The following is a 16772-nucleotide window of genomic DNA, read 5'->3' as shown; positions in this document are numbered from 1 at the left end:
TGCACTTATACTATCTTCCGCTAATCTTTTTAGCGCTTTAGCGCACTTAAACTTTCCGATAGTATAAAAAAACCTCTACCGAAGCCTCCTCAGTGAGGAGCGACCGCGTTTTGCGGAAAGTTTTTATGCGCTCCAGAATTTATAAGCGACGCTTATAAATTCCTATACGTTGAAAAAGGGACAAGGCATCTGCGCTTGTCCCTTTTATTTGTCATAAAAAATGATCAGGTCAAATCATGAAAAAAACGCAAAATCTCATCGATCGTCTCGCGTGGGCTCGTCACCATCAGCACTTGTCCCCTCTTTTTCCCAGCGTTTTACCTGCTCAAAAACGGAATGTCTCACAATCCCACTCCCTCCAATCGAAAACACGCCGCCGTGCACGAAATCTCATGCACAAGCAGCGTGTCTACACAAGCTTTATGAGGATTATGCTTTTGGAAGTTCAAACGAGCTTTTCAGGGAAACAATCCGGTTAAAGACCAGCTTGTCCGCGGTTGTATGCTTCGTATCTACGTTGAAGTACCCATGACGGAAAAACTGGAACTTGTCTTGTGGCTTTGCTTCCTTCATGTTCGGCTCCACAAAGCCTTGCACGATTTCCAGCGAGTTCGGATTGATGTTGTCCAAAAACGTGCCTTCCTGATCTTCTTCCTCGTCCAAAATCAATGGCTCGTACAGACGGAATTCCGCAGGAACCGCTTGTGTCGCTTCCACCCAGTGGATGGTTCCTTTTACCTTGCGCCCAGTAAAGCCGCTGCCGCTCTTGGTTTCCGGGTCATAAGTGCAGTGAATTTCCACAACGTTGCCTGCCTCATCCTTGATCACATCATTGCACTTGATGAAATAGGCGTGCTTCAGTCGAACTTCATTGCCTGGGAACAGACGGAAGTACTTGCTTGGCGGATTTTCCATGAAATCATCCTGCTCGATGTAAATCTCGCGGGAGAACGGAATTTGTCTCATGCCCATTTCCTCGTTCTCCGGATTGATTTCCGCGTCCAGCATTTCCACTTGCCCTTCTGGGTAGTTCGTGATAACCACCTTCAACGGGTTGAGTACGGCCATCGTACGAGGGGCCTTCAGCTTGAGATCCTCGCGAATGAAGTGCTCCAGCATTTTGGAATCAACTGTACTGTTGCTGCGTGCAACCCCGATTTCACGGGCAAACGTACGAATCGCTTCCGGTGTGTAGCCGCGTCTGCGAAGTCCTGCGATGGTAGGCATCCGTGGATCGTCCCAGCCATCTACTACATTTTCGTCGACCAGTAGCTTCAGCTTCCGCTTGCTCATCACGGTATTGTTCAGGTTCAGCCGGGCAAATTCGTATTGATGCGGTTCGCTCTCCATCTCGCACTCTTGGATCACCCAGTCATACAGCGGACGGTGATCTTCGAACTCAAGTGAACAGAGGGAGTGCGTGACACCTTCAATCGCATCCCCCAGCGGATGGGCAAAATCGTACATCGGATAGATGCACCAGGCATCGCCCGTATTGTGATGATGCGTGTGCGAGATACGGTAGAGAACCGGATCACGCATATTGTAGTTGGGAGAGGTCATGTCGATCTTGGCGCGAAGAACCTTTTCTCCGTCCTTGAACTCGCCTTTGCGCATCCGGTCGAACAGGTCCAGGTTTTCCTCCACAGAACGGTTGCGAAACGGACTGTCCACGCCTGGCTCTGTCAATGTGCCACGCAGCTTCCGCATCTCTTCTGCGGAGAGATCATCTACGTATGCTTTTCCTTTTTTAATCAGGAGCACCGCTCGGTTGTACATTTCCTCGAAGTAGTTGGAGGCAAAAAACAGCCCGTCCCATTCGAATCCAAGCCACTTCACGTCTTCTTTGATCGCCTCTACAAATTCGATATCTTCCTTGGCGGGATTGGTATCGTCAAAGCGAAGATTCGTTCTTCCATTGAACTCGTCCGCCAGCTCAAAGTTCAGGCAAATCGCCTTTGCATGTCCAATATGAAGGTATCCATTCGGCTCTGGTGGGAACCGGGTAATGACTTCACTGACCTTTCCGTTTTCCAGGTCTTCAATCACGATATTTCGGATAAAAGAGGATGACGCTACCTTGTTTTCCAACTGAAATCAACCTTTCCCTTCACCTTTACACTCCATAATACTTTATTCGGCACGCATAGTTCAACAAAATAGGGCCGTTATCCGGCCCGATTTATTCCCGCTATTCCTACTTCCGCCATTCCGGCTGGCAGTAGAGATGGAGAATAGAATCAATTTCCGCATGCTCCTCTACGATCGCCCGGATCTTCTCCTGATGCTCGGGACGGATCAAATGCTTGAGCGGCTGCTCTACTTTTGGAAAATGTCGGAACGCTGACGCTGCGATGCGATCCCACAGCTGGTAATAACGAAGCAAATCGTCGGGCATTACCCGAGAGCGGGTCGTACCCTCTTCAGGCAAACATTCAAACGGTTCATCCAAATTTAGCGTTCCGTAATCGTCCGTCAGTTCTTCGCCTGGCATAATATCCCTCGCTGCCAGCTCGATATCGTACATCGTCCCCACACAGGTCGCATGAAAGCTGTGATTGACATATCTGGCTTTATCCCAGCAGAGAATGTATTGGCCCAACTGATTCTTAAAGGAGTACTTGTGTACATCCTGTTTTCGCAATGGGTCCAGTCTTTCCACGAAAGACGGCTCCAATACCTGGTCCAGATCATCCAACGCCCAGACGATGGTCCCTTTGGGAATGAATCGGGTAGCAAACACACCGTAGCCAATCTCATCATTGATGTACCGAAGCTCTGTATCGGGATGCATCATGAACATTTCACTCCTTGGCCACTTTGCCTGTAGTTTTTATCATCATAAGCAAATGGCGCTCAGGAGGTGTATGAAAGTCGAGTAAATCCAGCCTAATACTACGGATTAACCAGCAACTGGTTCGCCGGCGACAGACCAGCAGATCGTAACCCGAGGAAAAAGAAAAGCCGCCGGACTTCCCGCTCCGACGGCTTTTTCCTATTTCTAAACAAGCTCCAGCATGCGATCAGGATGGTTCGTACATACCTGTACTTCAGGATGCCACGACATGACGATTTGCATATCTCTTGGCTCGTCGATCGTCCAAGCGATCACCTTGTAGCCCTTTTCCAGCGCCTCGCAAGCGAGCTCTCGGGTCAAATACGGATAGCCCATAGACAGGATATTGGCGCCCGCTGCCTCCAGCTGCTCCAGCATGAGAACAGGACGTCCCAACACAATCAAACCTGTCACAACCTGAGCATCCAGCTGGCGGACCTGACGAATCAGATCGTGGTCAAAGGAAGTGATGTATACCTCATCCTTCATCTCATAGCGCTCCAACAGCTCCAACACTTTCTCTGCTATGCCTGGGTACATGTCACTGGTCGCCTTCAGCTCGATATTGAGCGTGCATCGACCTTTGACAGCTTGCAGAGCTTCTTCCAGCGTAGGAATGTGCTCTCCTGCGAATTTTTCGTCAAACCAGATCCCTGCGTCCAGCTGACGCAGCTCTTCCAGTGTGTGATCCATCACAAGACCGCTTCCTGAGGTCGTCCGATCCAGCGTAAAATCATGGATCAGAACAGGAACGCCATCACGGGAAAGCTGAACATCAATTTCCATCCCGCCGATAGCCGGTTCAGCCAGGGCCAAACGAATCGCTGCCATCGTATTCTCCGGTGCTTTTCCAGACCAGCCGCGATGTGCCATGCAAATGTTCATCTTGATCGCTCCTCATGCTTTCGCGTTATTTTTTCAGCAGCTTTTGCCCTTTTTCATCCGCTTTTTGCAGCGCTTCTTCTACCGTTGCCTGACCCATCACTGCACGTTGAAGCTCGGTCATGATCACTTCCTGCAATTCTTTATAGCCAGGAACCATCGGACGCGGGGAAGCGTACTCCAATTGCTTGACCGCTACCTGGAAGTTCGGTTCTTTTTCATAAGCAGCTTTCATCTCCGCAGATTCCACCGCTTCTGTCGTTACAGGCATATAGCCGGATTCCAGGGAGAATGGTACCGTTTGGGCCGTGTCTGTCATCCAGTTGATAAATTCCCAGGATGCTTTTTTCTCTTCATCAGAAGATTTCGCCAGTACAACCAGGTTGGCTCCACCAGTTGGCGCTCCGTAGTTCTTATTCGCTGGCATGAAAGCAGCCCCTACTTCAAATTTCGCATTTTCCTTCAGTCCGCGCAAGTCACCCGTAGAAGTGAAAATCATCCCTACCTGACCGTTCAGGAAGTCCTGCTTCGCTACATCCCAAGCATTGTACTTTTCACCAGGAGGTGCTTTCATAATTCCTTCTTTCAGCATACTTGTCCAGAAGGCGATAGGTGCTTTCCCTTCTTCACTATTGATCGCCAAAGCTTTGTTGTCTTCCGTCAAAATGCTGCCGCCGCTTTGGAACACGAGCGCTTCGTAGAACCAGATATCGATTGCAGTCGAGAAGCCGTAGGTGCTCGTTTTGTCCCCTTCCTTCTTGGTCAGGGCCTTGGAGAATTCACGCAGCTCTTCCCATGTTTTCGGGCCTTCCGGATCCAGACCTGCTGCTTTCAACATGTCGCGGTTCAGATAAAGTAAAGGTGTCGAGCGGTTAAAGGGGATCGCGTACAGCTTATCCTTCCAGTACGAGTTTCCGAGCAGGCCGGGAATGTACTTGCTCTCCGCACCATTCGTGTACGGACCCAAATCCTCCAATACCTTCGCGTCGGCAAAAGCACCGATGGAACCTACCTCTACCATCGTGACGTCAGGCTGGTTGCCGGCCGATACCGCCGCCAGTACCTTGGAGTGGTTTTCGTAGTAGTTTCCTTGGTAAGCAGCCTTCACCACAATATCCTTATGCGTTTCGTTAAACTTCTTTACCATTTCCTGAATCATTTCCCCGTTGCGTCCGCCAAGCGCATACCAGAAATCGATTTCCACGGGCTTGTCGCTTGCCGGTTGGGCGCTTGCTGTAGTTTGCGCAGGAGCAGCCGTATTCGTCGTACCCTGATTGCCCCCACTTGCTTGTTGATTGGTGCCGCAGCCAGCCAAAATGGCCGTCACACTCAATACACATGCTACCATTGATGCTTGGAACTTTTTCACGAAAATTTCCTCCTTTTTCATGGCGAAACCTCTGCATGTTTTTATGTGCTCGCGAACAGCTTTGACTGCCCGCGTTCTTACTTGGATTGGTAGACAAATGCGTTGATGATATGGCGTTGTGCGAAGAAGAACACGACCAGAATCGGGAATACCAGCATCATGTTCCCTGCCATGATCACATTCCACTGCTTGCCTCCTTCAGCTGCTTTGAGCATCGAGATTCCGATGGGAAGCGTTCTGACGCTGTCGCTATTGGTCATGATCAACGGCCAGAAGTAATCGTTCCAGTGATAGATGAAGCTGAACAGACCGAACGTAACCAGCACGGGCTTGGCGAGCGGCACCATGATCGTCCACATGATTTTCCACTCGGAAGCATTGTCCAGACGAGCTGCCTCGATCACCTCATCAGGAACCTGCATGAAGGACTGCCGAAGCAGGAAGATTCCGAATGCACTCGCTCCAAAAGGCAGGATCAGCGCCCACAGCGTGTCGACCAACCCCCAGTGACTCATCTGTACATAGACCGGCAAAAAGATTACTTGCGATGGAATCATCAGCGCGATCAGGCTGAGGCCGAACAGGGCGTTTTTTCCTTTGAAGCGATACCGGGCAAATGCATATGCTGCCGGCACTCCGATCAGAAACTGCAGGATGAGCGTTCCTACAGCTACGACCAAGCTGTTCCACACATAGGTGAGAAACGGCCCAGAACTCCAGGCTTTGCGGAAATTCTCGACCTGCCAGGATTCTGGCCACCAGCTAGGCGGAAACTGGTACACTTCCGGCATCGTTTTAAAAGCAGTCAGAAACATCCACAAAAACGGGAAGACGAATACGAGTCCTACGCCGATCAACAAGATCCACTCCACCATTTTCAAGGTGGTTCTTCCTACGTGTCCCATACGCTCATCTCCTTTCCTGATTTATTGATAGTGAACGCGTTTACCCATTACCCGGAAATGCAGGAAGGTCAGGATTCCGACCAGCCCCAGCAGGATGACAGAAGCCGCTGAAGCAGCACCGCCGTTGTAGAAGTCCATTCCTTGCTCGTAGATGTAGAACACCAGCATGTTTGTGCTATTGATAGGTCCGCCTTGGGTCATGACGTAAATCGTGTCGAACACCTGAAACGAAGAGACCGTATTGATTACCAGCAGGAAAAACAGCGTGGGCGAAAGCATCGGGATGGTGATTCGCGTCAACGTTCTCCACCAGGGAGATTGATCCAGGTCAGCGGCTTCATAGATGTCTCGCGGAATGCTTTGCATCCCTGCAATGAAGACGAGCGTGTTGTAGCCGACTCCCTTCCAGATGCTGACGAGAATCAGCGATATCATCGCACTCTTGGTCTCAGCCAGCCACGTGTAGCCAGGCAAGCCGACCATTTCCAGCAAGGCGTTCAACAGTCCATACTGCGGGTCCATGAGCCACATCCACAGCATCGCGACAGACACGAGCGAGATGATATGAGGACTGAAGACAGCCGCCTGTATCACGCCGTAGACCTTCGCTTTTTTGTTGAGCCATAGCGCCAGCAAAAAGGAAAGCAAGATGCCTAAAACGACGGTCGAAACGGTGTACACGAGAGAGTTCCATAGGACCTGATGGAAGTCTGACTCCGCCAGTAATGCGCTGTAATTTTCAAATCCGACCCAGTCCATTTCCTCCAGATTCAATAAGGTCCAGTCAAAAAAGGAAAGGTAGATGACATAGGCGATCGGAAACAGAAAGAACAGAAAGAAAAAGGTCAGGGCTGGAGCTACATACAGATAGGGTCGAAGGCGCTCCATCCAGGCCTGCGTGACGCCTGCTCGCACCTGCTGCTTCGTCGGATTGCTTATACCCGAAATTTGCGGAGCGGCTACTGCTTTTCGCATCAAACCATCCCTCCAGCCAGCGTGGGAGCAGGCTTCCCTTCCCGGCGCTGTACGCGATTGCCGCTATCACGGTCGAATTCATAGATATGGGAGTAAGGCACACAAACTTGTACACTCGTTTGCAGCTCTACGGTCTGATCGGTGTCCATCTTGACCACAACGCGACCTTTCCCGGTCTCCACGTAGTAGAGAGAGTCCGCACCCAAAATTTCACGGGAGACAATGCTGCCGCGCAGCGTAATCATCTCATTGGTCGATACAGTTGTGACGGCATCGGACATGATCAAAGCCTTTTCCGGACGAAATCCCCAGAGCTTCCGACTGTCATTTTCTGACGGGATGATGTTCATGGCAGGAGATCCAATGAACTGGGCAACGAATAGATTTTCCGGCTCCTGATACAGATCCATCGGTGCTGCCACCTGCATGATGTTTCCTTCGCTCATCACGACAATCTGATCACCCATCGTCATCGCTTCCACCTGATCATGCGTCACGTAAATGAAGGTGCTACCCAGTTGTTTATGCAGGCTGGTCAGCTCCACGCGCATCTGGTTGCGCAGCTTGGCGTCCAGATTGGACAGCGGTTCGTCCATCAAGAACACCTTTGGTTTTTTCACCATCGCTCGTGCCAGTGCCACACGCTGACGCTGTCCACCTGAGAGCTGGGATGGCTTGCGTTTGAGATACGGGGTCAAACCTACGATTTCCGCGATCTCCTCGACCAATATCTTGCAATCCTTCTTGGAGGTTCCGCGATTGCGCAAACCATAGGCAATGTTGTCGTACACATTCATCGTGGGATAGAGAGCATAGTTTTGAAAAACCATCGCGACATCCCGTTTCCCTGGTGGCAGCTGATTGACCACCTGATCGCCAATCTGGATTTCCCCGCTCGTCACACTTTCCAGGCCGGCAATCATCCGAAGCGTGGTCGACTTCCCGCAGCCAGATGGTCCTACCAGAACGGTAAAGGAACCGTCCGGAATGACCAGATTCACTCCTTTTACCACCGTTTGATTCTGAAAGCCTTTGGTAATCTGGTTCAGTTCCACTCGTGCCATCCCTTATCTCCCTCCTTTGGTTTGGACAGTCAAAAGTTCGGCAACAAACGTGCGAAAATCAGGATAACGGTACGTAGGGATCACGTATTTCCACTCTTCACATCCGTACCATTCCAATACCACGGAAGGCACATCTGCTTCCCAGGCAGCGACTACATCATAACGGCTGTCTCCGATCATCATCGCCTGCTCAGGCTGTTTGCCCATCAGCGTCAAGGCACGCAGCACAGGCTCTGCAGAAGGCTTGCCGCGCATGACATCATCTACCGCCACCACGACATCGAAATAAGAATCGATGCCCGCCAGCTCCAGACCTGCTACTGCAAATTCGCGCTGTTTGTTGGTCACTACACCAAGCTGATATCCAGAAGCCTTCAGCTGCTCCAATCCCTCTTTGACTCCGGGAAACAGTTTGGTATGACGAGCAAGGTTTTCCCGTACGTATGCAAAATAGAGATTCAATACATCCTGTTTGTTCATTTCCCCGGCAGATTCCGCTACAACTGCAAGAAAATCGTCAAAGGATTCTCCAAAGCGTCCGAGCAGATCTTCACGGCTGAACTTGCCAGGTGCGTACCTTTCTGCCGTGAAGGCCACGGCTGCAATCACTGCGTCTCGACTGTCCAGCAATGTACCATCCAAATCAAACAACAGGGCTTGGGACATGGTGTACATTCTCCTTCCATAAAGTGGGGGATCCCACAGAAACTGCGATGGCTCCGCTGTTTAAGGCAATATGCATTTGATCTCGTGTTCGAAGCAGGCCACCGGCTATAATCGGGGTGTCCAGCACCCTTCTGTACTCTTCGATCATTTCGGGCAACAAGGCTGGCATCAGCTCGACAGCAAAAAACCCCATGACATGTCGTTGCCAAAGAACTTCCGAGGAAAGTGCTTGGAAAAGATGTCAGGGGTTTCTCCATGTCTCCACCCTTTTGGGAACATTCACTTGTTACTTCATATGGTAGCTGGTGTACGTTAAGAGGACGTGAAGGAGATGTAAACAAACCTCGTTGGTTTTGTAAAGTGCCGTTTCATCTTCTTTTTCTCATGCGAAGAGATAAAATAGGAATATCGACGTTATGCTAGGAGGGAAATCATGCAGCCGATCTCGCCTGAAAAGGTACAGCCACTATTGACCCAGTTTTTCAATCGCGATGTTTATCTCCATCTGGAAACAACCAATGGCTCCTACGCCGTTCTGCGGGGAGAAAAAACGATTTCTGTCGGTTCTTTTGTGCGCAATGTGGTAGTGCGCTTTGAGCGCGGCATGATCACCGGAAACGGCCCTTATCGTGTCGGCCTGAAGATGGAGCATGGCTGGATCTATGCGGAGGGTCTCACGGATTGGGAGCCTGACAGCTCGGAGCACTGTTTGCTGCTGGCTGGTCACGATGAAGAAGGCCGTCTGACCATTGCCTTCCAACTCAGCGTCACGCCATTCGGCGCGGAAAGCGGGGAAAACGCATGAAGCCACGTGTACTGCTAGTCTTTCCTCACCCAGACGATGAGACGTTTAGCTTGGGCGGAACCATTATCATGCATGCCCAAGCCGGGGCCACGATTACTTATCTATGTGGAACACTGGGAGAAATGGGACGCCAGATGGGCAGTCCGATCACAGCCAACCGAGAGACATTGCCGCAAATTCGCAAGCGGGAGCTGCAGGAGGCATGCCGGCATCTGGGCATAACCGATCTGCGTCTGCTGGGATACCATGACAAAACCGTAGAATTCGAAGACAGACAAGCGATGGCAGACAGGATTTTTCAGGTCGTGCAGGAGATTCAAGCGACAGTCGTCTACACGTATTACCCCGGACATTCGGTTCATCCCGACCACGAGGCGATGGCGGAAGCGACGATCGAGGCACTCCAACGCATTCCTTTGAATGAGCGCCCCACCCTTTATTGTGTTGCCTTTTCCAGTAACCATCTGCAGGTACTGGGCGAGCCAGATGTCGTCGTGGATATTGCCCACGTGGCAGACGGCAAGCTGAATGCCATCAAAGCACACTATACCCAGTCAGCTCGAACACTTGAAAAATACTTGGAAGACGCAAACAATCCGAATGCAGAGCTAAGCCGCTTTTTGAAAACAGAACGGTATTATACGTATCGCTGGACGTAGGGATATGAACAAAACAGACCGGATGTTAGCAATCGTGCTTGAGTTGCAGCGTAAGGAGCTGCTGCGCGCGGAGGATTTGGCAGCGATTTTCGAAACGAGCGTCCGCACCATCTACCGGGATATTCAGGCATTAAGTGAATCAGGCGTTCCGATCATAGGAGCGACTGGAATCGGTTATTCCCTTGTGGACGGCTATTTTTTGCCACCTGTCAACTTCACGGCGGAGGAAGCGGTGACCTTGCTGATCGGCACTGATTGGATCGAACAGCATTTTGATGCCGGATACGGTGCCAAGGCGCAATCATCCCAGAAAAAGATAGAGGCGATTCTTCCCCAAAGTGCGCGTGAAGAAGTCGAACGTATTCGTTCCACGATGAAGCTAGTCACCGCCAACGGCTACCAAATCTCAGACGACGAGCTGAGATTTATGGAGCTGATTCGTAGCGCTCTCATCGAAAAGCGCAAGGTGAGCTTTCATTATGTAAAAAGCCTGCCTGAAGCAGACGGGAATCGCCACAGCTTCCGGGTCGTAGCGCCTTATGGGCTGGTTCTCGTCCAAGGTACATGGACGCTTCTCGCTCATTGTGATCTGCGCAACGAGCTTCGCCATTTCCGTTTGTCTCGAATGAAAGAACTCGCCCTGCTACAGGAAGAGTATTGTCTTCCGGATGATTTTCATTTGGAGCAATACAAACCGCCTGATGACCGGAATATCCAGGTGCGCATCCTCGCAGATACAAGCATCCGCGATAAAATGATGGAAAGCAGAAACTTCTTTATGGAGAAGATCGAGGAGCATCCTGATGGGCTGCTCGTCAGCCTGCGCGTTCGTCACCCCGAAGATTTGTTGAAATGGGTGCTCGGCTGGGGTGGGGATGTCGTGGTCCTCGAGCCGGATTCCCTGCGCAAGCTCGTTCGTGAAGAAGCGCAAAAAATGCTGGAACGCTACTGACATACCGGTGTCAGTAGTGTTTTTTTATACTGGGGCTACCAAAGCAAAAGGAGCTGGCAGTGATGATGAATACACGCGAAATCATAAAGCGAGTGGCTGAGCACTCAGATCTATACCTCCGTGAGGTCGAAGCGCTTTCTATGGAGCGATTGACATGGAAGGAAAGGGACGAGGACTGGTCGCTTGGACAGATGTATTTGCATCTGATCAATACCGCGCTGTACATGCAACTGAATAACGTAGAAACCTGCATCTCAAAAGAACAACACCCCCCTGTTTTGAATGCTGGAAAATCCGAGGTGGGTGAAACCGTATTTTCCCAAGGAGCCATTCCTCCCATCCGCATTCAGGTTCCAGCGTCACCTCAATATACGCCTCCGCAACCAGAGAGCAAAGAGCAAATCGTCAAAGGCTTCCAGACGGTGCTGCAGCGTATGGAGGAAACAGCGCCGCGATTGGATGCCCGTACATCTCTCCATAAAGTGATGCATCCCGGATTCGGTGCGCTGGATGCTAGGGAATGGTTTGCGTTGATTGAAATGCACTACCGTCATCATTTCTTGCAGCAGGAACGGTTGAAAAACGCCTGGACAAGTCTGCAAGCATGAAAGTAGAAAAAAGCCGAAGACCTTCCTCTTGGGAGGTTCTTCGGCTTTTTCGTTCTTCATTCTACCTGATCATATCTCAACCTGAATCACCGCATCGAGTGCAATCGATGCCTCTGCTTCAATCGCTTTGGCCATTTCCTCTGTATGTGGGTTGTAGCTTTCCAAAAGGTCTGCATCCGCGTAGCCGTCTATCGCAAGAATCGAGCCTGCTTTTACACCTCTGAGCGCACAGATCACGAACAGCGCGGAATTTTCCATCTCCACAGCCAGTACACCTGCTTTTTGATACAGCTTGTGCGGGAATTCCAGCACGCCGTTGTAAAAAACATCCAGAGTTAGCGTGATGCCTTCTGCCACCTTGAGATTGGCCTCATGCTTATTCGCCGCCTGTGCCAGTGCTTCGACCACATGGCGGTCCGCCACTGCCGGGAATCCTGCTGGCACCAGCTGGCTGGTTAATCCGTCCTGACGAGCCACCGATGAGCTGATCACCAGACTGCCAGGCGTAATCTCCTTCTGGTACGAACCAGCCGTACCCACGCGAATCATCACCTGTGCGCCGCCCTTTGCCAGTTCCTCGAAGCAGACTGCCGCCCCAGGCGAACCTACGCCATGACTGACTACGGCTACTTCGACGCCTTTCCATGTCCCGGCGTAGCTGTGATATTCCCGGTTTTCCCCGATACTGCGATAATCCGTCAGCTTGGACGCAATCAGCGCTGCTCTTTTCGGATCGCCGCAAACGATAATACGCTTGGGTAGTTGCTCTGGATCTACTTTCAGATTGGTCAGCATCTTAATCAAACTCCTTTTTCTCCCACTCGTCTTCTGGAATCGGCAGGGCTTCACCGGAGAATCGCTCCTCCAGGAATAGATCTCCGTTCATATGAAAGCCGTTTTGTTCCCAGAAGCCAGGCTTGTTTTCCGTGATGAATTCGATCCCACGCAGCCATTTCACACTTTTCCAGAAGTACAGATGCGGAACGACCAGGCGCAAGGGCCAGCCGTGCTTGTCAGTAAGCGGTTCTCCCTCGAATGAATGAGCCAGCAGGACATCATCCCGATCCAGATCGCTCAGAGCCAGATTGGCAGTATAGTCGTGATCGCCGTGAAGCATCACGTATGAGCTGTGTGGCGTAATTCCGATGGCCTGCATGAATTCGCGAAAGCCCACGCCTGTAAACGCATTGTCAAAACGCGACCAGCGCGTGACGCAGTGAATGTCGCGCGTCACGGTCTTCTGCGGCATCGCCAATATATCAGCGTAACGCAGGGTTACTTCCCGGTCCACTTCCCCAAACACACGCAGTGTCCATTGCTCCATGTCGTATTCCGGGACATCCCCTTCATGCAAAATAGGGAATCGCTCCGTCAGTACTTGCCCAGGCGGCAATCGTCTTGCCAGCGCCGGGTCTACTGCTGGAACCTTCATTCGTTTGATGCGATCTGCTTTGTTCATGCTGTTCCTTCCTCCTTTTTCCTGTCACGATCAACGAGCGCTTTGCTGATTGCTGCTGGCTCCTCCGTTCTTGTCTTTCAGGAAGAACATCGCCACAATCGTCAGAACATACGGCAGCATGGACGTAAATTGTGTCGGCAACGAAAAGCCTTGCAGGCGTATGCTAAGTGCATCCATAAAACCAAACAACAAGCTCGATGCCAGGATGCCGAGTGGATGGGACTGTCCCATCATCATGGCTACCAGCGCGATAAAGCCGCGACCAGCCGTCATCCCTTCCGTAAACATCGTCACCTGTCCCAGGGAAAGCTGTGCGCCTGCTACACCGCAGAGGACGCCGCAAAGAAGAATCGCCATCACCTGCAAACGAGTTGTTTTCAACCCCAGACTGCGCGCTGCGACCGGGTTCATTCCCACCGCGAGAACGCGGAAGCCGGTAACGGTACGATAAAAGAAGATATAGAGCAGAATCGACGCCAGGAACGCCAGATAGACCAATGGCGAGTGACCGGAAACGATTTCCCCCAAGACTGGGATATCGTGAATGAGCGGGATCTCCAGACGCGGCAGGCCAGCCATGTCCTTGTCGTAGAAAGCTCCCTTCACATCAAAGACTGCACGCAGGGCAAAGGTCGTAAGTCCCAATGCCAAAAAGTTGATGGCCACACCAACGACAATCTCATTCGCCTTCAACCCAATCGTCATGTAGGAAAATAACAGAGAGAACAGCACGCTGGCCGCAGCCGCGAACAAAACCGCCAGAAACAAACTCCCGGTAAAATGATTCCCGACGATCGCGGCAAATGCGCCAACCAGCACCAGGCCTTCCAAGCCGACGTTAAAAATACCGACACGTGAGCAGAGCGCTCCGCCCAGAGCAGCCAACAAAATCGGCGTCACCATGCGGATCGTCGAACTAACGAGGGACCAATCAAGCCACTCCATGCGATTCTCCCCCTTTCTTCTTCCGCTGTTTCCACCAGCTGTAGCTGAATCTTGCGGAAATGAACAGGATAAGCACCGCTTGAATCACGCTCGCCAGCTCCAACGGAACCTCGGTATTCCTCTCCACGCCCATCGCCCCTGTCTGAAAGGCAGCGAGCAGAATCGACGTAAAAATCACTCCGATCGGATTGGAATTCGCGAGCAAGGTCGCCATCAGTCCTGTCCAAGCGAAATTGGGTACGGTCAAGGCTCCATCTACAAAGCGGTAATGAGCGCCGAGCACCTCTACTGTCCCCGCCAACCCCGCAAACGCGCCGCTGGCAAACATTCCGGTCAGCATGACCTTGATTCGGTGAATCCCACCGTACTGGGCAAAAAACGGGTTGTGACCGAGCATTTTCACTTCATAGCCAAACGGTGTAAAACGAATGACCCAAAACAACAGCAATGCTGCTACAATCGCGATGATAAAGCCGCTATGCACACTCATTCCCGCGAACAGCTTAGGCAGCCACGCGCCTTTCTCCAGCATGACGGTCTGAGCCAGTGCAGCGGAACCGCTTTTATCCTGAAAGGGATCGCTGACCAGATAGCTGGCAAACAACACCGCGATATAGTTCAGCAATAACGTGGAAATCAACAAAGGAATGCGGAATTTGGCTTCCATGTACCCGGCCATGAGCGACCACAGACCGCCAGCCACAATCCCGGTAACCAACGCTGCCAGTATCTTCACGATTCCCGGTGCAGGCAGGTAGATCGCTACCAGTGTCGCGCTGATAGCCCCGAGAACCATCTGGCCCTCTGCCCCCAGGTTAAAAACCCCTGCACGGAAAGCCAGGGCAAGACCGAGAGCGATCAGCATAATCGGCGTTGCACGAGCCAATGTGGAAGAAAAGAAATAAAAATTACCGAAAGCCCCTTTCCACATTTCCTGATACGTGCCGATAATCGACTCCCCTACTGCAGCAATCACCAGCGCCCCGGTTAGCAAGCCGATGATGACGGCCAAAAGCGGTTGAACCAGTGACTTACACAGCTCTTTGACTGCTACCATGAACGCTTCCTCCTGCCATCAGCACGCTGATTTTTTCTTCTGTCGCCTCTGCACGGGACAGCTCTCCTGCGATCCGTCCCTTGTACATGACCAGGATTCTGTCGGATAAAGCCATGATTTCCGAAAGCTCTGAAGAAACGAGCAGAATACCGTCTCCGCTGTTTCTCTTTTCAATCAAAGCTTGATGGATGTACTCCATCGCGCCAATATCGACACCACGTGTCGGTTCTGCGGCCATCAAAAACGGGGTCTCGTGCCCCAGCTCTCGAGCGACGATCAGCTTTTGCAGGTTACCCCCAGAGAGATTGCCTGCCTGTTCATTCAATTGCTTGGAACCCGTCTTGATCGCAAACCGGTTGACCCATTCCTGTACGACCCGGCGGAAGGCATCACGTAAAATCACTCCGCGACGATAGTAAGCCGGTTTTCGCTGGTAGCCCATCAGTGCGTTTTCTTCCACGCTCTCCTGCTTCGCGGTCCCCCATAAATAACGGTCTTCCGGGATGTGGGAAAGTCCTGTTTCACGTACCTTGGCTACCGATTGATTGGTCACATCAACACCCGACAATCGGATGGTACCATCCTGGATGTTCCGAAGGCCGCTAATCGCTTGCAGCAACTCGGACTGTCCATTGCCAGAAACCCCGGCAATCCCCACAATTTCTCCGTGATGAACGGTGAAGCTCACCTGGTCCAACAGCGACTGTTTATCGCGGACCGTCAGATTTTCCACCTGCAGCAAAGGCTTGCCATCCAGCGGGAGCCTTTCACTCAATTGCTGCAGCTCCCGTCCGACCATCAGGCGTGCCAGATCGTCCACATTGGTCTGATCCTTGGCTACGCTCCCTGTCACCTTTCCTCCGCGCAGCACGGTGATTCGATCGGCTACTTCCATCACTTCCTGGAGCTTGTGCGTGATCAATATAACGCTTTTCCCGCTCTCCGCGAGATTACGGATAGTTTGCAGCAAGTCTTTTACCTCAAGTGGTGTCAAAACTGCTGTCGGTTCATCCAAAACGATGATGTCTGCGCCCTGGTACAATACCTTGAGAATCTCCACCCGCTGTTGCTCTCCAATCGAGCAATTCGCGACAAGAGCCTGCGGGTTTACAGGAATGCGGTACTGCTCACTCAGTTCGCGCACCTTGGCTGCCGCATCTTTGCGCAGAAAAAAGCCGCTCTTCCTAGGCTCGTAGCCAATTACGATATTTTCTGCCACACTGAACTCGCCAAACAACATGAAGTGCTGATGAACCATGCCAATCCCATGCTGGATCGCGTCGTTCGGACCGCGAAAGGCAACCGGTTTTCCATTCAGCACAATTTCCCCAGATGTGGGCTGTTCCATCCCGTACAGCATCCGCATCAACGTCGTCTTTCCCGCCCCGTTCTCTCCGACGATAGCGTGTACTTCACCTGCACCAAGTGTGATCGACACCTTGTCGTTGGCAGTAAAATCGCCGTACTTCTTGGTCATTTCCCTCATTTCTAATCGGTGGGCCATCGCGATCCCCTCCTTTTGTCATTTCCTCTCCCCATACAACAGCAGACCGACTACAACCGTAGTCGGTCACGCCATTTTCACTGAGC

At 51.6% G+C, this 16772-nt stretch carries 18 protein-coding genes; 4 read left to right on the top strand and 14 right to left on the bottom strand.

What is annotated here, in order from left to right; genetic code table 11:
* Positions 1–429: 429 nt before the first annotated feature.
* The 9 genes from JZI27_RS10580 to JZI27_RS10540 form a co-directional block, all read right to left on the bottom strand.
* Positions 430–2091 carry a glutamine--tRNA ligase/YqeY domain fusion protein gene (locus tag JZI27_RS10580; protein WP_280207492.1) on the bottom strand — a complete coding sequence of 554 codons (1662 nt, stop codon included), beginning with the start codon at positions 2089–2091 and terminating at the stop codon, positions 430–432.
* Positions 2092–2197: 106 nt separating this feature from the next.
* Entirely contained in the window at positions 2198–2797 is a 600-nt protein-coding gene (locus tag JZI27_RS10575; protein ID WP_122907991.1) for an SET domain-containing protein, read from the bottom strand.
* A 204-nt stretch (positions 2798–3001) separates the two neighbouring features.
* Entirely contained in the window at positions 3002–3721 is a 720-nt protein-coding gene (locus JZI27_RS10570) for a glycerophosphodiester phosphodiesterase (RefSeq protein ID WP_280207491.1), read from the bottom strand.
* Between the two features lie 25 nt (positions 3722–3746).
* Positions 3747–5087 (bottom strand): ABC transporter substrate-binding protein, encoded by a 1341-nt coding sequence (locus tag JZI27_RS10565; RefSeq protein WP_481752807.1) that lies wholly within the window; start codon positions 5085–5087, stop codon positions 3747–3749.
* 77 nt (positions 5088–5164) lie between these two features.
* Complete coding sequence (locus JZI27_RS10560; protein WP_122907993.1) at positions 5165–5992, bottom strand: carbohydrate ABC transporter permease; 828 nt, start codon at positions 5990–5992, stop codon at positions 5165–5167.
* 21 nt (positions 5993–6013) lie between these two features.
* Positions 6014–6967, bottom strand: coding sequence for a carbohydrate ABC transporter permease (locus JZI27_RS10555; protein ID WP_122907994.1), 954 nt, complete (start codon positions 6965–6967; stop codon positions 6014–6016).
* Positions 6967–8031, bottom strand: coding sequence for an ABC transporter ATP-binding protein (locus JZI27_RS10550; protein ID WP_280207489.1), 1065 nt, complete (start codon positions 8029–8031; stop codon positions 6967–6969). Before JZI27_RS10550 ends, JZI27_RS10555 begins: the two co-directional genes overlap by 1 nt.
* Positions 8032–8034: 3 nt before the next feature.
* A complete protein-coding gene (locus JZI27_RS10545; RefSeq protein WP_280207488.1) occupies positions 8035–8697 on the bottom strand; it encodes an HAD family hydrolase in 663 nt (220 codons plus the stop codon).
* Positions 8675–8866, bottom strand: a complete 192-nt coding sequence (locus tag JZI27_RS10540; protein WP_276330092.1) for a glycerol-3-phosphate responsive antiterminator — start codon at positions 8864–8866, stop codon at positions 8675–8677. The genes JZI27_RS10545 and JZI27_RS10540 overlap by 23 nt, the downstream gene beginning before the upstream one ends.
* A gap of 264 nt (positions 8867–9130) precedes the next feature.
* Between JZI27_RS10540 and JZI27_RS10535 the strand changes: the two genes are divergently transcribed.
* The 4 genes from JZI27_RS10535 (at position 9131) to JZI27_RS10520 (ending at position 11721) form a co-directional block, all read left to right on the top strand.
* The gene (locus JZI27_RS10535) at positions 9131–9502 is read left to right on the top strand and encodes a YojF family protein (RefSeq protein WP_122907998.1); all 372 of its coding nucleotides are present in this window, start codon (positions 9131–9133) and stop codon (positions 9500–9502) included.
* Positions 9499–10161, top strand: coding sequence for a bacillithiol biosynthesis deacetylase BshB2 (gene bshB2, locus JZI27_RS10530; RefSeq protein WP_122907999.1), 663 nt, complete (start codon positions 9499–9501; stop codon positions 10159–10161). The genes JZI27_RS10535 and bshB2 overlap by 4 nt, the downstream gene beginning before the upstream one ends.
* Before the next feature lie 4 nt (positions 10162–10165).
* A complete protein-coding gene (locus tag JZI27_RS10525) occupies positions 10166–11113 on the top strand; it encodes a helix-turn-helix transcriptional regulator (protein WP_280207487.1) in 948 nt (315 codons plus the stop codon).
* A gap of 65 nt (positions 11114–11178) precedes the next feature.
* Positions 11179–11721, top strand: coding sequence for a DinB family protein (locus tag JZI27_RS10520; protein WP_251242805.1), 543 nt, complete (start codon positions 11179–11181; stop codon positions 11719–11721).
* 69 nt (positions 11722–11790) lie between these two features.
* Here the strand turns inward: JZI27_RS10520 and JZI27_RS10515 are convergent, their stop codons facing one another.
* From JZI27_RS10515 to JZI27_RS10495, 5 genes are read right to left on the bottom strand one after another with little or no spacing between them, the layout of a single operon-like run.
* Positions 11791–12516: a nucleoside phosphorylase gene (locus JZI27_RS10515; RefSeq protein WP_280207486.1), complete on the bottom strand. Its 726-nt coding sequence runs from the start codon at positions 12514–12516 to the stop codon at positions 11791–11793.
* Position 12517: 1 nt separating this feature from the next.
* Positions 12518–13180 carry a sulfite oxidase-like oxidoreductase gene (locus JZI27_RS10510; protein WP_280207485.1) on the bottom strand — a complete coding sequence of 221 codons (663 nt, stop codon included), beginning with the start codon at positions 13178–13180 and terminating at the stop codon, positions 12518–12520.
* A gap of 30 nt (positions 13181–13210) precedes the next feature.
* Complete coding sequence (locus JZI27_RS10505) at positions 13211–14125, bottom strand: ABC transporter permease (RefSeq protein WP_122908003.1); 915 nt, start codon at positions 14123–14125, stop codon at positions 13211–13213.
* Positions 14112–15182: an ABC transporter permease gene (locus JZI27_RS10500; RefSeq protein WP_122908004.1), complete on the bottom strand. Its 1071-nt coding sequence runs from the start codon at positions 15180–15182 to the stop codon at positions 14112–14114. The genes JZI27_RS10505 and JZI27_RS10500 overlap by 14 nt, the downstream gene beginning before the upstream one ends.
* Positions 15157–16686 (bottom strand): ABC transporter ATP-binding protein, encoded by a 1530-nt coding sequence (locus JZI27_RS10495; protein ID WP_251242692.1) that lies wholly within the window; start codon positions 16684–16686, stop codon positions 15157–15159. Before JZI27_RS10495 ends, JZI27_RS10500 begins: the two co-directional genes overlap by 26 nt.
* Positions 16687–16772 lie beyond the last annotated feature (86 nt).

This window comes from Brevibacillus sp. AY1 (assembly GCF_029870785.1).
GTDB lineage: Bacteria > Bacillota > Bacilli > Brevibacillales > Brevibacillaceae > Brevibacillus > Brevibacillus invocatus.
The sequence above is the reverse complement of the archived record's forward strand: the minus strand, read 5'-3'. Positions and strand labels throughout refer to the sequence as shown.

What these genes read in the sequence shown, in the direction of transcription:
- JZI27_RS10575 (WP_122907991.1), bottom strand. Translation starts at nt 2,797, where the DNA reads ATGATGCATCCCGATACAGAGCTTCGGTACATCAATGATGAGATTGGC.
- JZI27_RS10570 (WP_280207491.1), bottom strand. Translation starts at nt 3,721, where the DNA reads ATGAACATTTGCATGGCACATCGCGGCTGGTCTGGAAAAGCACCGGAG.
- JZI27_RS10560 (WP_122907993.1), bottom strand. Translation starts at nt 5,992, where the DNA reads ATGGGACACGTAGGAAGAACCACCTTGAAAATGGTGGAGTGGATCTTG.
- JZI27_RS10555 (WP_122907994.1), bottom strand. Translation starts at nt 6,967, where the DNA reads ATGCGAAAAGCAGTAGCCGCTCCGCAAATTTCGGGTATAAGCAATCCG.
- JZI27_RS10550 (WP_280207489.1), bottom strand. Translation starts at nt 8,031, where the DNA reads ATGGCACGAGTGGAACTGAACCAGATTACCAAAGGCTTTCAGAATCAA.
- JZI27_RS10545 (WP_280207488.1), bottom strand. Translation starts at nt 8,697, where the DNA reads ATGTCCCAAGCCCTGTTGTTTGATTTGGATGGTACATTGCTGGACAGT.
- JZI27_RS10540 (WP_276330092.1), bottom strand. Translation starts at nt 8,866, where the DNA reads ATGCCAGCCTTGTTGCCCGAAATGATCGAAGAGTACAGAAGGGTGCTG.
- JZI27_RS10535 (WP_122907998.1), top strand. Translation starts at nt 9,131, where the DNA reads ATGCAGCCGATCTCGCCTGAAAAGGTACAGCCACTATTGACCCAGTTT.
- bshB2 (WP_122907999.1), top strand. Translation starts at nt 9,499, where the DNA reads ATGAAGCCACGTGTACTGCTAGTCTTTCCTCACCCAGACGATGAGACG.
- JZI27_RS10525 (WP_280207487.1), top strand. Translation starts at nt 10,166, where the DNA reads ATGAACAAAACAGACCGGATGTTAGCAATCGTGCTTGAGTTGCAGCGT.
- JZI27_RS10520 (WP_251242805.1), top strand. Translation starts at nt 11,179, where the DNA reads ATGAATACACGCGAAATCATAAAGCGAGTGGCTGAGCACTCAGATCTA.
- JZI27_RS10515 (WP_280207486.1), bottom strand. Translation starts at nt 12,516, where the DNA reads ATGCTGACCAATCTGAAAGTAGATCCAGAGCAACTACCCAAGCGTATT.
- JZI27_RS10510 (WP_280207485.1), bottom strand. Translation starts at nt 13,180, where the DNA reads ATGAACAAAGCAGATCGCATCAAACGAATGAAGGTTCCAGCAGTAGAC.
- JZI27_RS10505 (WP_122908003.1), bottom strand. Translation starts at nt 14,125, where the DNA reads ATGGAGTGGCTTGATTGGTCCCTCGTTAGTTCGACGATCCGCATGGTG.
- JZI27_RS10500 (WP_122908004.1), bottom strand. Translation starts at nt 15,182, where the DNA reads ATGGTAGCAGTCAAAGAGCTGTGTAAGTCACTGGTTCAACCGCTTTTG.
- JZI27_RS10495 (WP_251242692.1), bottom strand. Translation starts at nt 16,686, where the DNA reads ATGGCCCACCGATTAGAAATGAGGGAAATGACCAAGAAGTACGGCGAT.